Source organism: Ulvibacter litoralis (assembly GCF_900102055.1).
Taxonomy (GTDB): domain Bacteria; phylum Bacteroidota; class Bacteroidia; order Flavobacteriales; family Flavobacteriaceae; genus Ulvibacter; species Ulvibacter litoralis.
Map to the genome: position 1 here is coordinate 295,896 of NZ_FNBA01000003.1, position 18,614 is coordinate 314,509.

Annotated in this window: 20 protein-coding genes; 13 read left to right on the top strand and 7 right to left on the bottom strand. The window is 36.3% G+C overall.

Annotated features, from left to right (window positions below; genetic code table 11):
- Positions 1–6: 6 nt before the first annotated feature.
- The 5 genes from BLQ00_RS11425 to BLQ00_RS11445 all read right to left on the bottom strand — a co-directional run bounded on the left by BLQ00_RS11425 (position 7) and on the right by BLQ00_RS11445 (position 3,944).
- Positions 7–549, bottom strand: coding sequence for a hypothetical protein (locus BLQ00_RS11425; RefSeq protein WP_139149399.1), 543 nt, complete (start codon positions 547–549; stop codon positions 7–9).
- Entirely contained in the window at positions 549–2,009 is a 1,461-nt protein-coding gene (locus BLQ00_RS11430; RefSeq protein WP_093144401.1) for a C1 family peptidase, read from the bottom strand. Before BLQ00_RS11430 ends, BLQ00_RS11425 begins: the two co-directional genes overlap by 1 nt.
- A 16-nt stretch (positions 2,010–2,025) precedes the next feature.
- Entirely contained in the window at positions 2,026–2,634 is a 609-nt protein-coding gene (locus BLQ00_RS11435; RefSeq protein ID WP_139149400.1) for a hypothetical protein, read from the bottom strand.
- Between the two features lie 32 nt (positions 2,635–2,666).
- The gene (locus BLQ00_RS11440; protein ID WP_139149401.1) at positions 2,667–3,374 is read right to left on the bottom strand and encodes a hypothetical protein; all 708 of its coding nucleotides are present in this window, start codon (positions 3,372–3,374) and stop codon (positions 2,667–2,669) included.
- A gap of 186 nt (positions 3,375–3,560) precedes the next feature.
- Positions 3,561–3,944 carry a helix-turn-helix transcriptional regulator gene (locus tag BLQ00_RS11445; protein ID WP_093144405.1) on the bottom strand — a complete coding sequence of 128 codons (384 nt, stop codon included), beginning with the start codon at positions 3,942–3,944 and terminating at the stop codon, positions 3,561–3,563.
- Between the two features lie 406 nt (positions 3,945–4,350).
- On the opposite strand from BLQ00_RS11445, the gene BLQ00_RS11455 reads away from it, so the two are divergent.
- Complete coding sequence (locus tag BLQ00_RS11455; protein ID WP_093144408.1) at positions 4,351–4,737, top strand: pyrophosphohydrolase domain-containing protein; 387 nt, start codon at positions 4,351–4,353, stop codon at positions 4,735–4,737.
- A gap of 21 nt (positions 4,738–4,758) precedes the next feature.
- Here the strand turns inward: BLQ00_RS11455 and BLQ00_RS11460 are convergent, their stop codons facing one another.
- Entirely contained in the window at positions 4,759–5,826 is a 1,068-nt protein-coding gene (locus BLQ00_RS11460; protein ID WP_093144409.1) for a branched-chain amino acid aminotransferase, read from the bottom strand.
- A 113-nt stretch (positions 5,827–5,939) separates the two neighbouring features.
- Between BLQ00_RS11460 and BLQ00_RS11465 the strand changes: the two genes are divergently transcribed.
- From BLQ00_RS11465 to BLQ00_RS11475, 3 genes are all read left to right on the top strand, one after another.
- Positions 5,940–6,455, top strand: coding sequence for a DUF4920 domain-containing protein (locus BLQ00_RS11465; protein WP_093144410.1), 516 nt, complete (start codon positions 5,940–5,942; stop codon positions 6,453–6,455).
- Positions 6,456–6,458: 3 nt separating this feature from the next.
- Positions 6,459–7,127: a tRNA (5-methylaminomethyl-2-thiouridine)(34)-methyltransferase MnmC2 gene (gene mnmC2 / locus BLQ00_RS11470; RefSeq protein WP_093144411.1), complete on the top strand. Its 669-nt coding sequence runs from the start codon at positions 6,459–6,461 to the stop codon at positions 7,125–7,127.
- 74 nt (positions 7,128–7,201) lie between these two features.
- On the top strand, positions 7,202–8,104 hold the full coding sequence (locus tag BLQ00_RS11475; RefSeq protein ID WP_093144413.1) for a TIGR01777 family oxidoreductase: 903 nt from the start codon (positions 7,202–7,204) through the stop codon (positions 8,102–8,104).
- A gap of 55 nt (positions 8,105–8,159) precedes the next feature.
- Here the strand turns inward: BLQ00_RS11475 and BLQ00_RS11480 are convergent, their stop codons facing one another.
- On the bottom strand, positions 8,160–8,825 hold the full coding sequence (locus BLQ00_RS11480; protein ID WP_093144414.1) for a YceI family protein: 666 nt from the start codon (positions 8,823–8,825) through the stop codon (positions 8,160–8,162).
- A gap of 156 nt (positions 8,826–8,981) precedes the next feature.
- Between BLQ00_RS11480 and BLQ00_RS11485 the strand changes: the two genes are divergently transcribed.
- From BLQ00_RS11485 to BLQ00_RS11525, 9 genes are all read left to right on the top strand, one after another.
- A complete protein-coding gene (locus BLQ00_RS11485; RefSeq protein WP_093144415.1) occupies positions 8,982–9,524 on the top strand; it encodes a nucleotide exchange factor GrpE in 543 nt (180 codons plus the stop codon).
- A 1-nt stretch (position 9,525) separates the two neighbouring features.
- A complete protein-coding gene (gene dnaJ / locus BLQ00_RS11490; protein WP_093144417.1) occupies positions 9,526–10,644 on the top strand; it encodes a molecular chaperone DnaJ in 1,119 nt (372 codons plus the stop codon).
- A gap of 279 nt (positions 10,645–10,923) precedes the next feature.
- A complete protein-coding gene (locus tag BLQ00_RS11495) occupies positions 10,924–11,850 on the top strand; it encodes an ABC transporter ATP-binding protein (protein WP_093144418.1) in 927 nt (308 codons plus the stop codon).
- Positions 11,851–11,859: 9 nt separating this feature from the next.
- Positions 11,860–13,170, top strand: coding sequence for an ABC transporter permease (locus BLQ00_RS11500; RefSeq protein ID WP_093144419.1), 1,311 nt, complete (start codon positions 11,860–11,862; stop codon positions 13,168–13,170).
- 7 nt (positions 13,171–13,177) lie between these two features.
- Entirely contained in the window at positions 13,178–14,074 is an 897-nt protein-coding gene (locus tag BLQ00_RS11505; RefSeq protein WP_093144420.1) for a mechanosensitive ion channel family protein, read from the top strand.
- 7 nt (positions 14,075–14,081) lie between these two features.
- Positions 14,082–14,996 (top strand): DUF6268 family outer membrane beta-barrel protein, encoded by a 915-nt coding sequence (locus BLQ00_RS11510; RefSeq protein WP_229792624.1) that lies wholly within the window; start codon positions 14,082–14,084, stop codon positions 14,994–14,996.
- A gap of 5 nt (positions 14,997–15,001) precedes the next feature.
- Positions 15,002–16,165: a sigma-54-dependent transcriptional regulator gene (locus BLQ00_RS11515; RefSeq protein ID WP_093144421.1), complete on the top strand. Its 1,164-nt coding sequence runs from the start codon at positions 15,002–15,004 to the stop codon at positions 16,163–16,165.
- Between the two features lie 7 nt (positions 16,166–16,172).
- Positions 16,173–17,051 (top strand): PPK2 family polyphosphate kinase, encoded by an 879-nt coding sequence (locus tag BLQ00_RS11520; RefSeq protein WP_093144423.1) that lies wholly within the window; start codon positions 16,173–16,175, stop codon positions 17,049–17,051.
- Between the two features lie 43 nt (positions 17,052–17,094).
- The gene (locus BLQ00_RS11525) at positions 17,095–18,507 is read left to right on the top strand and encodes a M20/M25/M40 family metallo-hydrolase (RefSeq protein WP_093144424.1); all 1,413 of its coding nucleotides are present in this window, start codon (positions 17,095–17,097) and stop codon (positions 18,505–18,507) included.
- The last annotated feature ends 107 nt before the right edge of the window (positions 18,508–18,614 follow it).

Consider the following 18,614-nt stretch of genomic DNA (forward strand, 5'->3'; position numbering starts at 1 on the left):
TTTTGTTTAATTAGTTAGTTGAAGTTTTAAAAAGGCAGCTAATTCTTCCGAAGCATTTACAACCTCTTGACCACTTCTATTTATAAAACCTATTTTGTAATTTTTTTTGTCGAATAATACTGATAAATCACATGTTTCAGCACAGAATTCAAATAGGGTAGTAGGATTAAAAGATGCTTTTGAGTTACCAGCAACAGGATAATTTTTGCTTTCTGAAACCATTTTTACAAAATCTGAAACGTGTGTTGTTTGAAGCGAATCTACTTTTGTTAATTTTCTACCGTATTCGTTCGTATGCGTATCAATAAGTAAGCTGTCAACACGATAAATGTTGACAGCTTTGGTATTTTGAATATGATTCCATTTATCGGAACCAATAACTTCTTTTAATTGTATGGTTGCTACAATTTTGGGTTCCACGTCCTTTTTAGTATCCTCCTTTTCGGGTTCGTCTTTTACAACATCTTGCGAGCTGTAGGTCATCGTGTCTTGGCTTTTACAACCATAAACCGTTAGGATGAGAAATAAGAAGAGCGTGCACTTTTTCATTAGCTTCTTTTTATGTCTAACACCATCATTGCTAAAGAACCTTCTTTAAACTTTGAGGTGAACTTCATTTGGTCGGGTTGAAGCGTGATAACATCTTTGTCAATTAATTTATCATTAAAAATAACATAGAGTTTATCAAGTAACTCACCTTCCAAAGTATTCATTTGAGTGTTGATGCTTTCCGTGTCTAATTCTTCCAAAGAGAAAACTATGATGGTATAATCAGATTTTACATCACTGTTTAATCTGAAAAAGTACTTTTCACCTGGAACGACAAGTTCCGATTCTGTATTGTCGAAGTACGGACTTACATTTTCTTCGTGCGGAAAAAGAACACCATTATCGCCTGCTGAATCTGCATAAAAAACATACATGTAAGAAGGCTGATCAACTTTGGCGTAAATTCTATATTTTGTTTCTTTTGGGTATGCCTGAAGCGTACGATAGTCACCAATAGTCTTTTCGTCTGTCTCATCTTCTTTTACGACATCTTGCCATCCTAAAACCGATTTTTTGAATTTGGTGTCACCTTTTGCAACTTGCATAGGTGCCCCGCCTTTTAATTCTAATCTAAGTTCTCCAGCAAGTGTTTGGTAAACCTCTTCAATAGGCTTCACTTTAGGAATCATCTCTAGGGCATAACGCGTGTAGGTAACAAAATCTTCGTACTTGATCCAGAAGTATCCTGCATTTCCCCAATCGGTTCCCCAAGAGTTTACAATTTCGAAAGCACCACCATATTTTTCATCGTCAAATCCAACCACTGTTAATGCGTGTCCGCCGCCTGTTCCTTGACCGTCTGGGATGTATAAGTTTTTAGTTACGTGTAAAGATTTTTCGACCATGAAACCAATAATTACTGGGTTTCCTTTGTGAATTGCTCTTTTAACGTTTTCAATGCGTTCTAAGCTTGTTTCGGCTCCTGTAATCACACGATTGTAACGTTCTATAACGTTTTGTTTTGCCTTCTCTTTAACGGCTGAAGGGATGTTGTCGTCGCAGAATTGTGCTTCGGTGTAATCTTTAAAATAAGGAGAGCCATCGTTTGCTAATGAGTTCAGTGCTCTGTCTAAAGTTGCTCCTCTTTGGCAATTTACTCTGTTCTCTTCGCTAGCTGCATTGAGGTAAGTGAATATTGGCGAAAAAGCAATGTCATTTATATCCTCTTGATTTGTTAACCCTAGTTGTTTTGCTTCCAAAATGGTGCGTCCATAGTAGGCACTTGCCCAGCCAGAGCAAGTTCCGTAGCCACCTTGACTTCTTACTACTGGAACGTATTGTTTAATTGATGCACTTGAAATATCGGCAAGGTCATCGAAAAAAGATACGTTCTTAGGCTTTGATGGTATTTCGGCGTATGCCTCATCATCAAAATCTAGTCCAGTTGCAAATTCAGATTGTGCAATTAGTAGAGGACTAAAAAATAAGATAACAAATAAAGAGGTTATAAATGTTTTCATAAAAGTTGTGTCTTGGTTATTGTCTTTCTGCTAAACCGTCTTCGTCATTAAAAAGCGTAGCACTCAAGTCTGAAGTACCTTCAATGTTTGGCACAAAAATATCTTGGTATCCTAGAATACCATCAAAAGTGATTCGACCAGAAAATACAGTTGCATTTGTTCCGGTAGCGCCGCTTCCTTTTACAATTACAGAAAAATTACCAGCAGCATCTCCAGATATTAATCCAGATCCGCTTTCTTCAGAACTAACATTACCTTCAAGGTCAATTTGTCTTCCGTAGTAATTAATTGTTAACGTTTCATTGTTTTGGTTTGAAAATGTAATGAACCAAGGAGTATAGTTACAACCAATATTCGCATTAGGATTGGTTGAGTTTACAGCGCAATAAGGATTTGCACTAAAGGTTCCTTCTAAGTTTACAGGTTCAGATCCAGGATTGATGTTTAGTCCTAAATCGCTCATTACATTGTACACTGGAGATGTAAGAAACTCTTCAATGTCTGCGCTAGATCCTGTAAAACCTAGGTCTCCACTTAAGTCTAAAAATGATACTTCAGATTCGGCACAAGACGAAATGCTTAGTGCTGTAAAAGCGATCATTACTATGTATATAAATTTTTTCATTTGTCTAATTTTAGATGTTGATTTATTTAATTTTAAAAGATGCTATAACGTAATGAAAGGTTGAATTGCGCAATAAACTCGTAGTTTATTTTAGCTTCATCAACTTGATCTTCAACACCTAATAATTTTTCAGCATTAAATACAGCAGGAACGGTTTGTACATCTGCTCCTAAAAAGAAGTTATTTGCAAAACGCCATGTAGCTCTAAACCCTCCTGAAACGTAAGCGGAACTACCAAGTGTTTTATCTTCTACTGTTTCTTGAAAGGATAAGGCTCCAATTCCTATTAATGGTGAAATTTCAAAATTAGTCTCTGCTCTATCTCCTAATGGAATATCGTATTTTAAAGCTATAAAAGCATCATTTGCACGTAAATCCTGATCACCACTGATAATTGCATAATACGCAATGGTACCAAACCCAAAACCTGATGCATTAAAATCTGCATTCAATGCAACTCCTAAACCAGTACCAAATAACTTTTCGTTGTTATTTTCTAATGTAGTAGTAGTAGCACCTTGCGTAAACTCAATGTTTGATATGTTTAAAGGAATAGGCATGAATAAAATTCCTATCGATTCTTCTTTAAATGTTTTAATTCTATCGTCGACAGCCATCCAAGTTGGGTTCTCTTCTATTTGCTCACCAGGGGAACTAGCAGCAGTAAGAAATTCTTGTGCCATTATATTCGATGTTGCTAGCAACAAGGCGATTATAATTAGTGTTGAGATTTTTTTCATAAAGATTAGTGTTGGGTTAAATTTTCAGTCTGGTTTAAATTGTTTTTTTATGTTAACAAACTTACTTTATATAGATATCGTAAAAAATACCCATTGTAGGGGATTTTTTACAAGCTTTAATCGTTTGGTTGTAAGTATGTTTCGAGGAATAAGATGTGAATTTCATCAAAGAGAGTGGTTACTTATTTAGGCAAAAACTTTGTGTTGTATATATTGAAAAGATAATTTCTGTAGTTGCCCAGCTCCTTTGATGTTTAGTTTTTTAATGATGTTTTTTCGATGGGTACTTACAGTAGATTTGCTAATATTTAATTCGATAGCGATATCGTTGGAGTCGAGTCCCATTCCAATAAGTGTAAAGACTTCGTTTTCTCTTTTGCTTAATTTTAGGAGATTTCCTTCTTTACTTTTAGTAAGAAACACTAAATAAATAACTTTTTCAACAAGGGCTTTGTTAGAAGAAATATGCTTTACAGCGTTAAATACATCTATTGTTTCCTCAAGACTTAGCGTTTTTGATTTTTTCTCAGCTTGATTTACAATCTGAACAATCTTTTGCAATACATCCATAGGGTCAAATATATCTGACCTAGGAGTGTTCTGAAATACCCATTGTAGGGGATTTTTTGAATGATTGCTTTTTTTAAATTTTTAAGAATGAGTTACTGTTTTACGTAACTTTTTATAAGTAGAAGAAGGCCAATGAAAACGACAAAGCCAATTAGGATCCAAAAACTTCCTTTGTAGTATTTTTTATGTAAGTTTTTATCTTTCCGATAGGTGAAAATCATTACAATAACGAAAGCAACAACGAAAAAAATCGCAAAAATTAATTGGTTAGGACTGAACATGCTTACGTAGTTTTATGAGCCACAAAAATAATATTAAATGCTTATATATTCAGTATTGATTTAATATTATTTATTTTCGAAATGTAAATTTAAAGAGAAATATTAATTAGTAAGTAAATAAGAATATGAAAAACAAAATAGCTGCCGTTCAGGAATTTCATGATGCGTTCGGATTAGGAAGTAAAAATAGTCCTGAAGCTGATTTAGGAATTAAGAAAAACTTGTTGCGCTATGAGTTAATGCGAGAAGAAAATGAAGAGTATCTAGAAGCTGCAAATGCAAATGATTTGGTGGAAGTTGCAGATGCATTAGGGGATATGCTTTATATTTTATGTGGTACGATTATAGAACACGGAATGCAGCATAAAATTGAGGAAGTATTTAATGAAATACAGCGTAGTAACATGAGCAAATTAGGTGCAGATGGAAAACCTATCTATCGCGAAGATGGAAAGGTGTTAAAAGGGCCTAATTACTTTAAGCCGAACATCAAAGAAATACTTGAAAAGTAATAAATAGGGTTGGAGATCGAATTAGACTTCGTATCTCCAACCAAATGGATCTTCACTAATATTGTACTGAATATCGGTTAATTCTTTTTTAAACTTAGTTGAATATCCACCAGCAGTTGGAGGTAATTCATAAGTAACGTCTTTGTAATTAAATGTGCTTACTGGACTAATAACAGCAGCTGTCCCCGCACCAAAAATTTCTTTTAAAGTTCCGTTTTTGGAAGCTTCAACAATTTCTGAAACTAAAATAGGTCTTTCTTCCACAGGAATATTGTCTTTCTTAGCCAATGCAATCACACTTTTACGTGTAATACCATCTAAAATTCGATCACTTGTAGGAGCGGTGTAAAGGGTGTCATTTATTCTGAAAAACACATTCATAGTACCTGCTTCTTCTAAGTACTTATGCTCATTCGCATCGGTCCAAATAACTTGTTGAAATCCTTTTTCTCTCGCAAGATTGGTTGGGTAAAATTGAGCACCATAATTTCCGGCAGCTTTTGCAGCACCAACACCACCATTGGCAGAACGGCTGTACTCTTCAGCAACCACAACTTTCACATCGCCTGTGTAATATGCATTCACTGGCGATAATAAGATCATAAATTTATACTGGTCTGAAGGAGATGCCGAAACACCTTCTTGCGTTGCCATTACAAAAGGTCTAATGTATAATGAATTTCCATTTCCAGGTTTTACCCAATCTCTATCAAGGTCGATTAATTTGTGTAAGGCTTCAAAAAAGATATCTTTCGGAAACTCAGGAATTGCCATACGTTTCGCCGATTTATTGATACGCGCATGATTTTGGTCGGGTCTAAAAAGAAAAACCTTTCCGTTGGCGTCTTTATAAGCCTTCATACCTTCAAAAACCGCTTGTCCATAATGAAATACTTTGGCAGCAGGTGATATTGTTAATGGACCATAAGGTCGAATGGTTGGGTGTACCCATTCGCCATTTATATAATCACACTCAAACATGTGGTCCGAAAAGTCTTTTCCAAACGTAAGATTGTCAAAATCTACTTCGTTTATTCTGGATTTTTCTATCTTTTGAACGCTTATTTTATCTGATGTAGTAAAATTCATGGAATGAGGTTATTTTAAAAAACAAAAATAGCGAATTTTTTAGCGACAAAAAATTTAAAAAAACCTTAAAATTGCAGTATATTATATTTTATTAATTTCTGAAAACCTTCAAAATGAAAAAAATACTTTTAGTGCTCGTAGTAGCAATGATGGCTGTTAGCTGTAATAATACTGTAAAAAAAGAAGCTTCCGAAGAAAAAATGGAGACCTCTAAAATTGAATATAAATCCTTTGGAGATGTAATTACAGACGAAAATGTAGTTTCTAAAGAGGCTATGCAAGAAAAATATGCTTCTTTAAAACCTGGAGATACTGTAGCTGTAAAGTTTAAAACGGAAGTAAAATCAGTTTGTCAAAGCAAAGGATGCTGGATGCGAATGGATCTTGGGGAAGAGGAAGCCATGGTAAAATTTAAAGACTATGCGTTCTTTATGCCGAAAGATATTGCAGGACAAGAAGTGATCGTAGATGGTGTCGCTTTTGTTGAAGAAATGAGTGTAGATGAGCAGCGTCATTATGCTGAAGATGCTGGGAAAACACCAGAAGAAGTGGCTGCAATTACAGCACCGAAAAGAACACTGTCGTTTATGTCGAACGGGGTTCTTATTCCTGTTGAAGACAAACAATAAATTTTGAAACGCGAATTTCTTACTACTGGCGACGGATCGGTAACCATTCATTTGCCAGAGTGGGATGAGCAATACCATTCTAAGCACGGCGCAATCGCTGAGGCAATTCACGTGTTTATTAAAACGGGATTACATCATTATATAAGTCTGTTTCCGCAAAAGCCAATTTCAATTTTAGAGATTGGCTTCGGAACAGGATTGAATGCCTTTTTAACACTCCAGGAAGCCGTATCACAAAACCTTCAGATAAGTTATACAGGTGTGGAGGCATACCCAATTCAAGCTTCAGAAATACCGCAATTAAATTACGCGGGTTTACTTGCTGCTTCGGAAACTGATTTCTTGACCTTACACACTTCTCCTTGGGAAGAAGCTTCAGAAGTAAATTCTAACTTCAAGCTTACAAAACGAAAACAATTTTTTTCAGAAATAAAAGAAAGCGAGACTTACGATCTTATTTACTTTGATGCGTTTGGTGCGCGAGTACAACCTGAACTTTGGACGGAAGCGATATTTGAGAAGATGTACAAGGCCTTACTTCCGGATGGTGTTTTAGTAACTTATGCAGCAAAAGGTAGTGTGCGAAGGGCTATGCAAGCTGTCGGATTTGAGGTAGAACGTTTGCCTGGGCCTCCTGGAAAACGTGAAATGTTACGAGCGACTAAAACCTAGCAATAGCATTCATAATATTGCGTTAAGAGGCATCGTGATTTCTATTAAAACTCGTAACTTTATATAAAAAGGAAATGAAAGTTTTAATTACAGGAGCCACAGGTCTTATAGGTAGTGCCTTAGTGAAACTATGTCATAGCGAAGGAGTTGTAGTACACTATTTTACGACAAGAAAAGAAAAAATTGAAAACCGCGATACTTATAAAGGGTTTTATTGGAATCCTGCAAAGAATGAAATCGATGCTAGAGCGTTTGAGGGTGTTACTGCTATTGTAAATTTGGCAGGAGCAACAGTTTCTAAACGATGGACATCGCGTTATAAAAAAGAAATTTTAAGCAGTAGAACTGAGCCTGCAAAATTAATCTACGACACGCTTAAAAATACCGAGCATACTATTACTCATTTTATTTCAGCTAGTGGGATAAGTATTTATCCTGCATCCGAGACACGACTTTATACTGAAGAAAGCAGTGAAGAGGATACGTCTTTTTTAGCGACAGTAGTAAAGGCTTGGGAGGCGTCTGCAAATCAATTTAGAGATTTAGGAATGGATGTGGCTGTGGTGCGCACAGGTATGGTGTTGGCGAAAGATGCAGGAGCATTGCCAAAATTAGTCAAAACGATTAAAATGGGGTTTGGAGCTTGTCTTGGAAATGGACAGCAATGGCAATCTTGGATACATATAGATGACATTGCTCGCATTTATTTTTTTATGTTAATTAACGAACTTGAAGGTGTCTATAATGCGGTAGCGCCAAGTCCGGTTACCAATCAGAAAATGACAAAATTATTGGCCAAAAAATTGGATGCGCCTTTGTGGCTGCCAAATGTTCCGGCTTTTGCATTAAAGTTATTGTTAGGAGAAATGGCTGTGTTAGCGCTAGAAGGTCAATTGGTAAACTCTAAAAAGATAGAGGCAAGTGGTTTCTTTTTTACATATTCAAGTATTGATGCCGCTTTAAAAGATTTGTTATAAAAAAAGGGGTGAACTTAAAAAAGTTCACCCCTTACTTTCTTGTTGTTGCAAAATATTACTTGGTCGCGTGTAATTCTACAGTTAACTCAATATCGTCGTTGATAAACTTATCTCCTAAGTCACCAAAAATACTTTTAGAGCCATAGTTAACGCCCCATTTCGTTCTGTCAATAGTGAAGGTCTCACTTTTTAACAACATCGTGTCACCTGGAAACGATACCGTTGCTGGAAATTCGATAGCATTGGTTTTGTCTTTAATGGTAAGATTTCCTTTTACGGTTACTGTACCATTTTCCCCTTCAATACCTGTAAGTTCGAATGTAGCGTTTGGATATTCTCCAACATTAAAGAAATCTCCTTCTTTACCTTCAACAGTTCCTTTTAAATGCGCTTCAAGATTGTTTTTCATATCGCCGTCTAAATCTTCAGAAACGATAGAGTTCATGTCGATAACAAAATTACCCGCTTGTACATTTTTGTCAGCAACTGCTAATTCTCCAGAGCTAATTTTAATAAAACCATTGTGAGATCCTGTTGGTTTTTCACCTTTCCATGAGATTTTTGAAGTAGCAGTGTCTACAGTGTATTTTGTAGCCATGTCTGTCGCTTCGGCAGCTTCTTCAATAGGAGTTGATGCATCTTCTTTTTTCGCGTCTTTACAAGACACAGCTCCAAGTGTTACAAAAGCAACAAGAGCGATATTTAAAATTGATTTTTTCATAATTTATTTACGTTTAGGTTTCTGAGTGCAAATGTAATTAGCTTGTTACTAATTTACTCTTAAACATTTATTAAAATAATACAGTGACATTTTGACATTTTATAAGAAATGGCAGTACTTTTGCAACCTTCAGAAAAAACAAAATAGTACACATTAATGAGCAAAAAAGATAAAAACCCAGAGGTGGTTGTTGACGAAGAAGTGCAAGGAAACGCACAGAATAATTCCGAAGCGCAAACTGAGAACGTAGATGTTGTTGCGCAGTTACAATCTGAATTAGGAACCGAAAAGGATCGTTATTTACGCCTTTTTGCAGAGTTTGAAAACTATAAAAAACGCACAAGTAAAGAGCGTATTGAGTTGTTTAAAACGGCAAGTCAGGACGTAATGGTTTCTGTGCTACCTGTGTTAGACGATTTTGATAGAGCGTTAAAAGAGCTTGAGAAAAACAGCGATGAAGGCTTATTTGTTGGTGTAGAACTAATTAATAACAAGCTTAAAGAAGTGCTTAGAGTAAAAGGCTTAACGGCTGTAGATACGAAGCAAGGAGATGTTTTTGATGCTGAAATTCACGAAGCAGTAACACAAGTCCCTGCTCCGTCAGACGATTTAAAAGGAAAGATTATCGATGTGTTAGAAAGAGGATACACATTAGGAGATAAAGTAATACGTTACCCAAAAGTTGTTATAGGTCAATAATATGAAGCAAGATTATTACGAAATATTAGGGCTTTCGAAAGGAGCAACAGCTACAGAGATTAAAAAAGCCTACAGAAAAAAGGCGATTGAATATCACCCTGACAAAAACCCAGGAGACGAAAAAGCGGAAGATCGCTTTAAGCAAGCTGCAGAAGCTTACGAGGTATTAAGTGACGAGAACAAGAAAGCAAGATACGATCAATACGGTCATCAAGCCTTTGAAGGCGGTGGCGGTTTCGGTGGCGGCGGCATGAATATGGACGACATTTTTAGTCAGTTCGGAGATATTTTTGGCGGCGGTGGCGGCGGTTTTGGCGGCTTTAGTGGTTTTGGTGGCGGCGGAGGTCGTAGAATGGTAAAAGGAAGTAATCTTCGTATTCGAGTTAAGTTAACACTCGAGGAGATTGCAAATGGCGTAGAGAAAAAGATCAAAGTTAAGCGTAAAAAAGTTGCACAAGGAACTACGTACTCTTCCTGCGGAACATGTAACGGAAGCGGACAAGTAACGCGTATTCAAAATACAATTCTTGGACGTATGCAAACTTCGGCGACGTGTAGTACATGTGGCGGAAGCGGACAGATTGTAGATAAAAAACCTGCCAACGCAGATGCGCATGGTATGTTGTCGACTGAGGAAACGGTATCTATTAAGATTCCTGCAGGTGTAGTAGATGGAATGCAATTGAAAGTTACAGGAAAAGGAAACGATGCACCAGGAGACGGTATTCCAGGAGATTTATTAGTCGCTATTGAAGAGTTGCCACATGGAGCATTACAACGTGAGGGCGATAATTTACATTACGATTTGTACATTAGTTTTTCTGAAGCTGCCTTAGGCGCATCTAGAGAAATCGATACGGTTACTGGAAAAGTTAGAATAAAGATAGAGGCTGGAACCCAAAGTGGAAAGATTTTACGTCTTAGAAGTAAAGGAATTCCGAGTATAAATGGATACGGAACGGGAGATTTGTTGGTACATATTAACGTATGGACACCAAAGACCTTGTCGAAAGAGCAAAAAGAATTTTTTGAAAAAATGGGCGCGGATGAGCATTTTCAGCCGAAACCAGAGAAAGAAGATAAGTCATTTTTTGAAAAAGTGAAAGATATGTTTTCTTAAATAAACGTTAATAAAATTATTTTACTTATATTTGAGTATCACTACTTTTTAGTGGTGATAATTTTTCTTTTTCATAGCAATTTTTTTCCCACCCTTCAATTAGTTTTGAGGGTGGGTTTTATGTTTTATGACCTTTTTCTTCTGAAACTTTAGTGTTAAAATTAAATACTTCTTACTGTAACAAAAGGGGTTTAAGCGCTACAAATAGTTTTAAAATACTCTTAATTTAGAGAGTCCTTCTTTAACAAATCAATATATTTACAATTCTTATTATTTACTATGGAAAAACTTTTAGTGGCGAACAATGTTTCCAAATCGTTTGGTGACTATAAAGCGTTAAACGATGTATCAATTGAGGTGCCCAAAGGAAGTATATTTGGATTGTTAGGGCCTAACGGTGCAGGAAAAACAACATTCATCCGAATTATCAATCAAATCACAATGCCCGATTCTGGGAGTGTTTTTTTAGACGGACAACCATTGCAACCTAACGATGTGCAGCATATTGGCTATTTGCCGGAAGAAAGAGGCTTGTATAAATCGATGAAAGTAGGAGAGCAAGCTTTGTACTTGGCACAGTTAAAAGGATTGTCTAAGCAACAAGCAAAAGAACGCCTAAAGTATTGGTTTGACCGGCTAGAGATTGGCGGTTGGTGGGATAAAAAAATCCAAGAGCTTTCGAAAGGAATGGCGCAAAAAATTCAGTTTGTCGTGACGGTGTTACACCAGCCTAAATTGTTAATTTTTGATGAGCCTTTTAGTGGTTTCGATCCAATAAACGCAAACTTAATCAAAGACGAAATTTTAAAACTTCGTGACGATGGGGCTACGGTAATTTTCTCGACCCATAGAATGGAATCTGTTGAAGAAATGTGCGACCATATTGCGCTTATTCATAAATCGAATAAAATTTTAGACGGAAAGCTTATCGATATTAAAAGAGCGTACAAGTCGAATACCTTTGAGGTAGGTTTAATTGCTTCAGAAGCAACCATGGTAGATGCCGCAATTAAAGAGCGTTTCGACGTGTCTCCAGCGACATTTAAAACCATTAATGACGAATTGAAATATCGTATTAAATTGCCAGAAAACACATCGGCTAACGACCTGGTGAGCTATTTAACGTCAAAAGGACAGCTAAATCATTTTGTAGAAGTGATTCCTTCAGCAAACGATATATTTATTGAAACTATTCAAAATAACTAAGGAAAACGTATGAATCATCTTTCCCTCATTATCAAAAGAGAGTACATCAACAAGGTGCGTAATAAATCATTTATTATCATGACCTTCTTGAGTCCCGTTTTAATGGTTGGTATCTTTTCATTGGTAGCCTATCTTTCGCAGTTAAACAATGATAGTATTCGTACCATTTCAGTATTAGACGAAAGTGGTCTGTTTGTAGATCAGTTTCAGAACAAAGAGCATGTAAAATATAACATTCTTACCAACGTAGAACTTTCCGAAGCAAAAAAAATAAGTGAAGAAGCAGAATACTATGGATTGCTTTATATTCCGAAGGTTGAAAGCTTAGATGAACTTTCAAAATCGGTGACTTTTTATTCTGAAGACTCCGCGTCACTTCAAGTAATGGAAAGTGTTGAAGATGCTATTGAAGGAAAAGCAAATGCCTTAAAACTGAAGGATGCCGGAATTGATGCAGAACGAATTAAGGAATTAAGAATCCGAATAAACGCAAAACAAGAAACATTTCAAGGAAAAGAGACCTCTAAAATTGGCTCTATTCTAAAGCTTGGTTTTGGAGGTGCTGCGGGTTATTTGTTGTTTATGTTTATCATTATTTACGGTAATATGATCATGCGTAGCGTAATTGAAGAGAAAACAAGTCGTATTATTGAAGTGATAATATCTTCGGTTAAGCCTATAAAACTGTTGTTGGGTAAAATTATTGGAACCTCATTGGCTGGTATTACGCAGTTTTTAGCTTGGGTAATTTTATTAGGGATATTTAGTTTTGTGTTAACCTCCATCTTTAATGTAGATCCGACGACTGTGCAATCGCCGCAGCAGGAAATGTTGAATCAAAGTGTTGAGGGTGGAACTCAAGAAATTGTACGGAATTTAATTATAGAAATTAACAACTTACCGATTGCAAACTTGGTGATTATGTTCCTATTTTTCTTTATTGGAGGGTATTTATTGTACGCTTCGTTGTATGCTTCTATTGGAGCTGCAGTAGATAGTGAAACAGATACACAGCAATTTATGTTGCCAATTTTAATGCCGTTAATCTTGTCTATTTATGTAGGTTTTTTTACAGTTATCGAGAATCCGCACGGAACCGTATCGCAAGTATTTTCGTATATACCTTTTACATCGCCAGTAGTAATGCTAATGCGAATCCCATTTGGTGTCCCAATATGGCAACAAATTCTTTCGTTAGTAATATTATTTGCTACATTTATAGGAACCGTTTGGTTTGCAGCAAAAATATACCGAGTGGGTATATTAATGTATGGCAAAAAAGCTAGTTATAAAGAGATCTTTAAATGGCTTAAATACTAAGACAGAAATGCAAGAAGATGTTACAGATAAGATTACACACGTTGTAAAAGATGATATTTGGGGAGCTATTAAAGACTTTCTCAATTTAGGGTTTCATTATGGAGAAGGTGATAAACGAATAGCAATCACCGTAGGATTGCTATTGTTGGTAGTTTTGTCGTTCATTATTGCAGGATTTTTGTTAAAATGGATTCGTGTTCTTTTTACCCGCAACATGGATACGACTGATAAAAATAAGTTTGTAAGTGTCTTTAAGTTTATAAAGTACATTACCTATATCGTTGTTGTATTTATCGTACTGAGTTTAGCGGGGATTAATGTAACTCCTTTTTTAGCGGCGTCGGCGGCCTTATTAGTAGGTTTAGGATTAGCATTACAGGAACTTTTTCAAGATATTATTGGTGGGATTTTTATTATTTTGGACAAGTCACTTTTAGTGGGTGACATTGTTGAAATAAATGGAAAAGTAGGAAGGGTGATTGAAATAAAACTGCGAACTACTAGAGCGATTACACGTGATGACAAGATTGTCATTATTCCGAACCATAAATTTATTACGGAAGTAATATTTAACTATACTCAAAATCATAAAATAACAAGGGAAAACGTTAATGTAGGTGTCGCCTACGGAAGTGATACGACATTAGTGAAAGAGTTGTTGCTGCAAAGTGTTGATAATCAAAAGGGGGTGTTGAAAAATCCAAAGCCATTCGTTATTTTTGAAGACTTTGGAGATTCGTCTCTAAACTTCGGAATCTATTTTTTTATTAATAATAGTTTTATCGATCCTGGTATTAAAAGTGATATTAGATTTAAGATTGATGCGTTATTTAGAGAAAACAACATTAGTATTCCTTTCCCGCAGCGCGATGTACATTTATTTCAAGCAACTCATAAACCATAAGCCTATTTTGAAAAACCCTCAAATCGTCGCGATTAAAAAACACCTAGCTTTAGTAGTCTGCTGCTTTGCAGTCTTCGTTTCGTATGCGCAAACTTCAGATTTAGCACGTATTGAGTATACTTACATTCCGCAAACAAATTCGGATAACTCGATTAATAGGTTTCGTGCTTTTATAAATTTCCCTATTGAATTAGGATGGGATGGCCATTATCTAATACCGGGTGTTGAGTATCGAAATTTTGATTTAGATATTAAGGATCCTGTTCCTTTTGATATTAATGAACTTGGAAAGTTTCAGTTGTTTCGAGCTTCAGTAGGGTACACCTTTAAGTTAAAGAACAATTGGCGTTTTGGAGCTAAAGTAGGAGCTGAGGTTGCTTCAAATTTTTCAGAAAATAAAATTTTAAATGGCGATGTGAATTTTACAGGAGCTATTTTAATGATAAAAGATAAAACAGGTGATGGGTTTGAAAAACCAAGCAGGCTGCTTATCGGTTTAAACTATTCGACCAATGCAGGAAGACCATTTCCACTTCCTATTCTAAATTACTACAAAGAGTTTCATCCTAAGTGGTCTTATTCAGTAGGGTCTCCAAAAACAAATCTAAAGTATTCAGTAAACGATAAGAATATTTTGCAGGCTTTTATTTCCCTAGACGGTTTTTACTCAAATATTCAAAATGATAGAGAAGTGTTTGAGGCTGATGGAACGGCACGACCTGCGTCTAACATTTCGATGACTTCTGTTTTGGGAGGGCTGGGATATGAGTATGCGTTTACAAAGCATTTAAGATATTATGGGTATGTTGGACATACATTTTATCACGAAATAAGATTGCGTGATTCGGATCGGAATACCTTGTACCGTTTGAATGACGAAAATACTTTTTATATTAGAACAGGAATTAAATTTAAATTTTAAGGGGCATGTCAAAAATATTAATTATTGAAGATGAAGCAGCGATTCGTAGAGTGTTGGTTAAGATTCTTTCTGAAGAAAACGATTCATACGAAGTAACTGAAGCTGAAGATGGCCTTGCAGGAATAGAACTTATAAAGAAAGAAGATTACGACTTGGTATTGTGTGATATTAAAATGCCTAAAATGGACGGTGTTGAGGTATTGGAGGCTGCAAAAAAACTAAAGCCTGAAATAACAATGGTGATGATTTCTGGTCATGGCGATTTAGATACCGCTGTGAATACAATGCGACTAGGCGCTTTCGATTATATTTCGAAACCACCAGATTTAAATAGATTGCTGAATACGGTTCGAATTGCACTAGATAGAAAAGAACTGGTAGTAGAGAATACCTTACTTAAAAAGAAAGTGAGTAAAAACTACCAAATGATTGGTGATTCTGAAGCGATTTCTCAAATTAAAGATATGATCGAGAAAGTAGCGCCAACCGAAGCTCGTGTGTTTATTACAGGACCTAACGGAACTGGAAAAGAACTAGTAGCACACTGGATTCATCAAAAAAGTGATCGGTCTAAAGGACCTATGATTGAGGTGAATTGTGCGGCAATTCCGAGTGAGCTGATTGAGAGTGAATTGTTTGGGCATGTAAAAGGTGCTTTTACATCGGCAGTAAAAGATAGAGCGGGTAAATTTGAAGCAGCAAACGGAGGGACTATTTTTCTAGATGAAATTGGAGATATGAGCTTGCCTGCGCAAGCTAAGGTGCTTCGAGCGCTTCAGGAGAACAAAGTGCAGCGCGTAGGAAGCGATAAAGATATTAAGGTAAACGTACGAGTTGTTGCGGCAACCAATAAAGATTTAAAGAAAGAAATAGCGGAAGGAAACTTCAGAGAAGATTTATACCATCGTTTGGCGGTCATCCTTATTAAGGTGCCAGCATTAAACGATAGACGAGAAGATATTCCGTTGTTGATTAACTATTTTACAAAAAAGATAGCGGAAGAGCATGGAACGGCTCAGAAAACATTTTCAGAAAAAGCAGTAAAGCTTTTGCAAGAATACGATTGGACTGGAAATATTAGAGAGCTTCGCAATGTAATAGAACGATTGATTATCTTAGGCGGTGCTACCGTTAGTGAGGAGGATGTAAAGTCGTTTGCTAGTAAATAAGATTCATATGAAAAAGATCACCATAGACGATTATAAAGTTTCAGAAGGATTTCAAATTTCAGAAGCGGCAACCTACGTAGATTTGGATGCTTCCGAAGATAAAATAGAAGATGAGTTGGAAGATACTCGTGAAAAATTGGGCGAACTTCAAGATACCCTTTATGCGCATGGTAAGTATGCGGTTTTAATTTGCTTGCAGGGAATGGATGCTGCTGGGAAAGATAGTTTGATTCGAGAAGTGTTTAAAGATTTTAATGCTCGAGGTGTTGTAGTGCATAGTTTTAAAGTGCCTACCGATTTGGAAAAAAAACACGATTACCTGTGGCGTCATTATATTGCTTTGCCAGCAAGAGGGAAATTCGGAGTTTTTAACAGAACTCATTACGAAAATGTATTGGTAACGCGTGTGCACCCTAATTATATCTTGGGTGAAAATCTTCCACATGTAAATTCTGTGGACGATATTGATGAGGAGTTTTGGGACAAGCGATTTGAACAGATTAATGCGTTTGAAAAAACAATTGCCGCAAATGGAACTATTATTTTTAAGTTCTTCTTGAACATGTCTAAAGATGAGCAGAAGCACAGGCAGCTGAGACGACTTAATAAACCAAACAAGAATTGGAAGTTTTCTCCAGGCGATCTTGATGAGCGCGAACTTTGGGATAACTATATGGAATGTTATCAAGATGCGATTGCTAGGACTTCAAAAAAGCACGCACCTTGGTATGCGATTCCGTCAGACGATAAGCCAACCGCTAGATTACTAGTGGCAACTATTTTGTTAGAAGAGCTTCAGAAATATAAAGATATTAAAGAACCAGAGCTAGATCCTGAAGTGAAAGCACAGATTGAAGATTATAAAAAAAGGCTTGCCGCCGACTAGTTTTTCTTCGGAAAGAATCTACTAATTTTAACACCTATATATAATGTATAAAATTTACGTATTACTAATTGCCCTTTTTATTACTTCGGAAGGTTTTTCGCAAACCAATCATGAGAGGGATTCTTTAACCATACGTAGTATTTACGACATGGCTTTGCTGAATGGAAAAAGTTACGATTGGTTGGATTATCTATCGAATGAAATTGGAGGAAGATTGTCGGGAACACTTAATGCTGAAAAAGCGGTAAAGTACACCCAGGCCGAATTGGAAAAATTAGGATTGGATAAAGTTTGGTTGCAACCTGTAATGGTTCCAAAATGGACACGTGGTTTCCCTGAGTATGCATATATCGAAACAGGGCCTGGAAAAACATTTATTACAGATGTTTGTGCTTTGGGCGGTTCGGTAGCAACACCCGACTTAGGAATTAAAGCCGGCGTGATTGAAGTTCAAGGAGTGGAAGACTTAGCAAAATACGGAAAAGAGCAGATAGAGGGAAAGATAGTATTTTTCAATCGCCCGATGCAAGCAGATTTAATTAATACATTTCAAGCGTATGGTGGTTGTGTAGATCAGCGTTATGCAGGAGCAATGGAGGCTGCAAAATATGGTGCGGTTGGTATTATAGTGCGATCTATGAATCTTCGTCAAGATGATTTACCTCATACAGGAACGATGAGTTATGGAGATACGCCGGTAAATCAGCGAATCCCAGCATGTGCTATCAGTACTAATGGAGCAGACTTATTGAGTAATACTTTAAAGTTGTTGCCTACGCTACAATTCTATTTTAAACAAAATTGTAAAGTGTATCCAGATGTACAGTCCTATAATGTAATTGGAGAAATTACAGGAACTACCTATCCAGATAAGTATATGGTTGTTGGAGGACATCTAGATTCATGGGATTTAGGAGATGGTTCGCATGATGATGGTGCGGGCTGTGTGCAATCTATGGAAGTGCTTCGTTTGTTTAAAGAAATAAACTACAAACCAAAACATAGTATTCGTGTAGTATTGTTTATGAATGAAGAAAATGGATTGCGTGGCGGAAAGAAGTATGCGGAAGAAGCCAGGCAAAAAAAGGAGAAACATGTATTTGCTTTAGAAAGTGATTCGGGAGGGTTTTCACCTCGTGGATTTTCTTTCGACATAGATGATGCAAATTTTGCGCAAGTGAAAAGTTGGGAATCTTTATTTAAGCCTTATTTAATTCATTATTTTGAAAAAGGCGGAAGTGGTGCTGATATTGGTCCTTTGAAAGAGTCGGGGATGGTATTGGCGGGACTTCGACCAGACTCACAGCGCTATTTTGATTACCATCATGCCGCCAATGACACTTTCGATGCTGTTAATAAAAGAGAATTAGAGCTTGGTGGCGCAACCATGGCGAGTTTAGTGTATCTATTTGATACATATGGAATGGCGAATGGAATTCCATCTGTGAAAAAATAAATTTATATTTTAATTAGAAGGTAACGCACTGATATACTTAAATTTAGGAGGATTTTGAGTGCAAGTTTTATTTTTTTATTTATTTTTAAGTGTTCTTAATAGTGTGT

Coding starts and splice junctions, on each gene's coding strand:
- dnaJ (WP_093144417.1), top strand. CDS start 9,526: ATGAAGCAAGATTATTACGAAATATTAGGGCTTTCGAAAGGAGCAACA.
- BLQ00_RS11430 (WP_093144401.1), bottom strand. CDS start 2,009: ATGAAAACATTTATAACCTCTTTATTTGTTATCTTATTTTTTAGTCCT.
- BLQ00_RS11455 (WP_093144408.1), top strand. CDS start 4,351: ATGAAAAACAAAATAGCTGCCGTTCAGGAATTTCATGATGCGTTCGGA.
- BLQ00_RS11515 (WP_093144421.1), top strand. CDS start 15,002: ATGTCAAAAATATTAATTATTGAAGATGAAGCAGCGATTCGTAGAGTG.
- BLQ00_RS11480 (WP_093144414.1), bottom strand. CDS start 8,825: ATGAAAAAATCAATTTTAAATATCGCTCTTGTTGCTTTTGTAACACTT.
- BLQ00_RS11485 (WP_093144415.1), top strand. CDS start 8,982: ATGAGCAAAAAAGATAAAAACCCAGAGGTGGTTGTTGACGAAGAAGTG.
- BLQ00_RS11520 (WP_093144423.1), top strand. CDS start 16,173: ATGAAAAAGATCACCATAGACGATTATAAAGTTTCAGAAGGATTTCAA.
- BLQ00_RS11475 (WP_093144413.1), top strand. CDS start 7,202: ATGAAAGTTTTAATTACAGGAGCCACAGGTCTTATAGGTAGTGCCTTA.
- BLQ00_RS11525 (WP_093144424.1), top strand. CDS start 17,095: ATGTATAAAATTTACGTATTACTAATTGCCCTTTTTATTACTTCGGAA.
- BLQ00_RS11500 (WP_093144419.1), top strand. CDS start 11,860: ATGAATCATCTTTCCCTCATTATCAAAAGAGAGTACATCAACAAGGTG.
- BLQ00_RS11435 (WP_139149400.1), bottom strand. CDS start 2,634: ATGAAAAAATTTATATACATAGTAATGATCGCTTTTACAGCACTAAGC.
- BLQ00_RS11445 (WP_093144405.1), bottom strand. CDS start 3,944: ATGGATGTATTGCAAAAGATTGTTCAGATTGTAAATCAAGCTGAGAAA.
- BLQ00_RS11425 (WP_139149399.1), bottom strand. CDS start 549: ATGAAAAAGTGCACGCTCTTCTTATTTCTCATCCTAACGGTTTATGGT.
- BLQ00_RS11495 (WP_093144418.1), top strand. CDS start 10,924: ATGGAAAAACTTTTAGTGGCGAACAATGTTTCCAAATCGTTTGGTGAC.
- BLQ00_RS11440 (WP_139149401.1), bottom strand. CDS start 3,374: ATGAAAAAAATCTCAACACTAATTATAATCGCCTTGTTGCTAGCAACA.
- BLQ00_RS11505 (WP_093144420.1), top strand. CDS start 13,178: ATGCAAGAAGATGTTACAGATAAGATTACACACGTTGTAAAAGATGAT.
- BLQ00_RS11460 (WP_093144409.1), bottom strand. CDS start 5,826: ATGAATTTTACTACATCAGATAAAATAAGCGTTCAAAAGATAGAAAAA.
- BLQ00_RS11465 (WP_093144410.1), top strand. CDS start 5,940: ATGAAAAAAATACTTTTAGTGCTCGTAGTAGCAATGATGGCTGTTAGC.